Consider the following 4,479-nt stretch of genomic DNA (forward strand, 5'->3'; position numbering starts at 1 on the left):
AGCCCAGCTGAGTCCAGAGGGCGAACACGCCACCGAACCCAATCGAGCCGACCGCCAGCGGGGCGATGAAGCGCTGCGCCTCCTCGCGCAGCACGCCCGCGGTCTTGAGCCGGATGAAGGTCAGCCCGTGCAGCGCGAAGATGCACACCAGCGCCGCCGCGCCCACCAGCGCATAAGGGTGGAATAGGGGGTAAACGTGAGCGACGTTCTCCGGGATGCCGCTCACCAGGTTGGCCACCGCCACGCCCCACACGATCGGTGAGATCCAGGAGCCGGCGATGATCCCGGCATCACACCAGGCACGCCACTTCGCGGAGTTGACCTTCGTGCGCCACTCCAGGCCCACGATGCGCACAATCAGCCCCAGGAGGATGAGGAATAGCGGCAGGTAGAAGCCGCTAAACATGTCCGCATACCAGGCAGGGAACGCCGCGAAGAGCGCACCTCCCGCGGTGATAAGCCAGACCTCGTTGCCGTCCCAGACGGGCCCGATGGTGCGGATCATGGCGCTACGGCGGGCCTCGTCGCGACCCAGGAAGGGCAGGAGCAGCCCCACCCCGAAGCCGAAGCCCTCCAGCATGAAGTAGCCCGCGAAGAGGAAGACGATGAGGCCAAACCACAGGGTAGGCAGGTCGATACTCATGATTCCTTCCCTTCCGCGCCGCGCGCGAAGCTCACCGTTCCCGCAGGCTGCAGCTGCTTTTCTTCGTCATCTTCAGTGGTATCGGACGCCACCGCCTCCGGGCCGGATGCGGCCGGCGGACCGTCGAGAACCACGCGGCGGATCAGCCAGAACCACACCACCGCGAGGATGCCGTAGATCAGGGTGAAGCCCACCAAGGTCACGATGACCACCCACGGCTCGTGCCCAGAAACCCCGTGGTCGACCAGCATGCGGATCGACTCGGTGCGCGGATCACCCACCGATTCCGGGTTCGGGTGGATTACCCACGGCTGGCGGCCCATCTCGGTGAAGATCCAGCCCGAGGAGTTCGCGAGGAAGGGGAAGGGGATCGCCGCCAGGCAGCCCCAGGAGAAGATGGTGGCCCACTTGCCCTTCGGCAGGCGCCCCTTGCGGGTGAATAGCCAGGCGAAGAAGGCCAGGGCGAGGGAGCCCACCATCAGTCCGATCATGGCTCGGAAGGACCAGTAGGTCACGAAGAGATTCGGGGAGTAGTTCCCCGGCCCGTACAGCGCCTCCGCCTTCTCCTGCAGATCCATCACGCCCTGCAGGGTCACGCCCGAGAGCTTGCCCTCCGCGAGGAAAGGCAGCACGAACGGCGCCTTGAGGATGTGAATGACCGATTCGCAGTTATTGTGCGTACCGATCGTGAGGATCGAGAACGACGGGTCGGTTTCCGTGTGGCACAGGGACTCGGCCGAGGCCATCTTCATCGGCTGCTGAACGAACATCAGCTTCGCCTGAATATCGCCGGTGATGAACACCCCAATCGAGGACAGGATCGTGGTCCACAGCCCCACCTTCATCGCCGGGCGGTGCATGCTGTGACGGTCGTCGTCGCTGGTCGCGGTGTTCTTTTCGGACGACGACGCCACTGCCTTGGACGGTGCGGTGTCCATCGCTACCGTGTCGGTTCCCGACGCCGACGCCTCCGCTGCCGGGGCGTTGTCCAGGGCCACGTCATCTTGAGTTGCGGTGGCAGCCTTCGCCTTGGCCCGGGCGTCCTTAATCAACCACCAACCAGAGACACCGAGGACGAACGTGCCCGCGGTGAGGAAGGACCCAGCCACAGCGTGGGGGAAGGCCGCCAGTGCGGTGGGGTTGGTCAACAGCGCGACGATGTCCGTGAGCTCCGCGCGCCCGGTCTCGGGGTTGAACTCCGCGCCCACCGGGTGCTGCATGAAGGAGTTCGCGACGATGATGAAGTACGCCGAGAGGTTGACCGCCAGTGCCACCGCCCAGATGGCGAGCGTGTGCAGCCAGGTGGGGATCCGGCCCCAACCGAAGATCCAGATGCCTAAGAAGACGGACTCCATGAAGAAGGCGACCAGGCCCTCGAGGGCGAGTGGGCCGCCGAAGACGTCCCCGACCATCCGCGAGTATTCCGACCAGTTCATCCCGAACTGGAACTCCTGGACGATGCCGGTGGCCACGCCCATGGCGAAGTTCACGAGCAGAACCACACCGAAAAAGCGGGTGGCGCGGTACCAGTAGGGCTTCTTCGTGACGGCCCAGAAGGTCTGCATGAGTGCGACGAGTGGTGCCAGCCCAATGGTCAGCGGGACAAAAATAAAGTGATAAACCGTGGTGATGCCGAATTGCCAGCGGGACAAGGCAACGGTGTCTAAGCCACCGGCCGTATCCATGCCGGCGGCAAGGAGAGAAAACTCCATTAACGCCTCCGACGTTTCCGGCGCCCTTCGGCGCCGGTCTAGGTGAGTGGTGTAGCCGGTGGTGTGGCCGCATTGGGCCCACACACGGCTGTATTTGAGTGGTCGGTCGCGGAGGCGGATTAGTTCCCGTGAGGATAATAAGGACTTCCTGCCAAACCGGCTCCGGGCTGATGGAGGGGAGTTCAGCCGGTAAAGTTGGGCACCGCACAATATAAGGACAAAGGATTGATGGCATGACCTACCCCAATAACAACGAAGGCCAGTACAACCAGGGCTATGGCCAGCAAGGCTACGGCCAGGGTTATGGCCAGCAGGGTTATGGCGAGGGCTACGGCCAGGAGCAGTACAACCAGGGCTACTACGAGGCCCAGCCTTCGCAGGAGGGCCTGATCGCGGGCCGTTTCCAGACGAAGAAGGTCGTCAGTAACCTGGTGCTGCTCGCGCTGCTCGGCGCCGTCGTGACCTTCGCCGTCGTCTTCCTCGTTGACCTGCTGGTCGCCCAGATCGCGGGCTACAGCGCCGGTGGTGTGTCCTCCGCCGTGCTCGCGGCTGTCGTCGCCGGCCTGATCGGCATCGGCGCGGGCCTGCTGTACATCCCGGTCTCCGGGACGGGCAATGAGCACCTGTTTGGCATCGCCGTGATCGCGTTGGCGGTGGTGGCCGCGGTGCTGTGGGTGATCCTCGGCGGACTGCTGGACGGGGACTGGGCGACCCTGGTGACGCTCGCGGGCATCGTCTGCACCGCCACGATCGCCTACGCCACCCCGAGCCGCATCGAATCCGCCGCCATCTACTAACCGGCCCCATCTACTAACCGACTCGTCAGCGATGAGGTCGCTCAGAACGGCGTAGCTAACGCGAAAGCCGCCGACCACTGGTGTTTACTGTGGTCGGCGGCTTTTTATGTGCCTCAGGGAGGGGCCGGGGCTGGGCCTAGTCCAGGAACTTCTCCGCCACACCCAGCTCCAGCAGCTCCTCGCGGGTCGCGGCCTCGCGGTCCAGCACCTCGCGAACCACCATGCGCATCTGCTCATCGGGCTGCGGGATGCGGCGCTGGCGGCTCATCAGGGAGGTCAGCACGCTCGGCTGCTGCTTGAAGCAGTGCCACAACACCGCGTTAGCCAGGGACTCCAGCACCAGGCCACGGGCCTCGGTGGCGTGCTTCGGCTCCGGTGCGCGCTTGAGGTGGGCAAGCTTGCCCGAACGGCGCGGACGGACATGCAGATCCTGCTGGCCGATGCCGGCCACGGAGCCGTCCTTGTTGTAAATCACCGAGGTATAAGGGACGTTGCAGTAACCGTCCTCGGCGACGACCTCCTTCATCCAGGCGAGCAGCTCGTCGGTGACCTCCACGTCGAGGTAGGCGCCGCGACGTCCCGGAGAGAGGTACTGGAAGGTGCCAGTGCGGGTCCAGGCCTCGTAGTCCGAGCCCAGGCGGCCCATGACCAGCGTGCCGAAGAGCACATCCGTCATGGAAAACAGCGTGCCGCCGAAGCCCGCGCCGTGCATATTGCGGTTCCACCAGCGCAGATTCAGCTCCAGGCGGCCGGCGGACCAGTCATCCGCGATGTGCGTGATGCGCACGCCAGCGCCCAGCAGCGGGGGCCACAGGTTGAACAGTCGCCGTGCCAGGCTGGGGTTCTCGAAGCCTTCGCGCAGCACCTTTTGCGGCAGCTTGAGCTTTTGGAAGGGCTTGCCCGCGACGCCCGTGATCGTCTTGACTGCTGAATTCATAAAATTCATGTTCCCATACACGGGCGGGGCGTGCTAACACACCGCGGGTTTTCCTCCGGTTGCTAAGGTTTTTCGCATGTCAAAACCAGATTTCGCCCGAGTGCAACACCTGCTCGGACCTATCGTGCTGGTCGTGGGGCTGATCGTCGGCGCGATCGGCATCACCGCTGGCGTCCAGCACGCGCTCTCCGCGTACCTGCTGGATGTGGGCGTGTTCCGTAACGCGGGACAGGCCTTCATCGACGGCGAGAACCTCTACGTGGACTTCGACACCCGCTCCGGATTCCGCTTCATCTACCCGCCCTTCGCCGCCCTGCTCTTCGCCCCGCTGACCTGGGTGGGGGAGCAGACCATGGAGGTCCTCTGGACCCTGGCCAGCGTGGCAGCCCT

The 4,479-nt window shown here is 64.6% G+C and carries 5 protein-coding genes; 2 read left to right on the plus strand and 3 right to left on the minus strand.

Annotation, left to right across the window (positions count from 1 at the left end):
• A partial coding sequence (cydB, locus tag Q1V78_RS08925) for a cytochrome d ubiquinol oxidase subunit II (RefSeq protein ID WP_300613726.1) occupies positions 1-643 on the minus strand: 643 nt, incomplete at its 3' end.
• Positions 640-2,355: a cytochrome ubiquinol oxidase subunit I gene (locus tag Q1V78_RS08930; RefSeq protein WP_300613728.1), complete on the minus strand. Its 1,716-nt coding sequence runs from the start codon at positions 2,353-2,355 to the stop codon at positions 640-642. The genes cydB and Q1V78_RS08930, both read right to left, overlap by 4 nt.
• Positions 2,356-2,588: 233 nt before the next feature.
• Here Q1V78_RS08930 and Q1V78_RS08935 point away from each other — a divergent pair, with 233 nt between their 5' ends.
• A complete protein-coding gene (locus tag Q1V78_RS08935) occupies positions 2,589-3,152 on the plus strand; it encodes a hypothetical protein (RefSeq protein ID WP_300613730.1) in 564 nt (187 codons plus the stop codon).
• 136 nt (positions 3,153-3,288) lie between these two features.
• Here the strand turns inward: Q1V78_RS08935 and Q1V78_RS08940 are convergent, their stop codons facing one another.
• Entirely contained in the window at positions 3,289-4,089 is an 801-nt protein-coding gene (locus Q1V78_RS08940) for a PaaI family thioesterase (RefSeq protein WP_300613732.1), read from the minus strand.
• A 76-nt stretch (positions 4,090-4,165) separates the two neighbouring features.
• Between Q1V78_RS08940 and Q1V78_RS08945 the strand changes: the two genes are divergently transcribed.
• Positions 4,166-4,479, plus strand: a 314-nt coding sequence (locus Q1V78_RS08945; RefSeq protein ID WP_300613734.1) for a glycosyltransferase 87 family protein, incomplete at its 3' end; no start/stop codon positions are given.

Origin of the sequence: Corynebacterium sp. (assembly GCF_030152825.1) — a bacterium.
Taxonomy (GTDB): Bacteria; Actinomycetota; Actinomycetes; order Mycobacteriales; family Mycobacteriaceae; genus Corynebacterium.

Excerpts from the sequence above, each read along its gene's own strand:
- Q1V78_RS08930 (WP_300613728.1), bottom strand. The coding sequence starts at position 2,355 with ATGGAGTTTTCTCTCCTTGCCGCCGGCATGGATACGGCCGGTGGCTTA.
- Q1V78_RS08935 (WP_300613730.1), top strand. The coding sequence starts at position 2,589 with ATGACCTACCCCAATAACAACGAAGGCCAGTACAACCAGGGCTATGGC.
- Q1V78_RS08940 (WP_300613732.1), bottom strand. The coding sequence starts at position 4,089 with ATGAATTCAGCAGTCAAGACGATCACGGGCGTCGCGGGCAAGCCCTTC.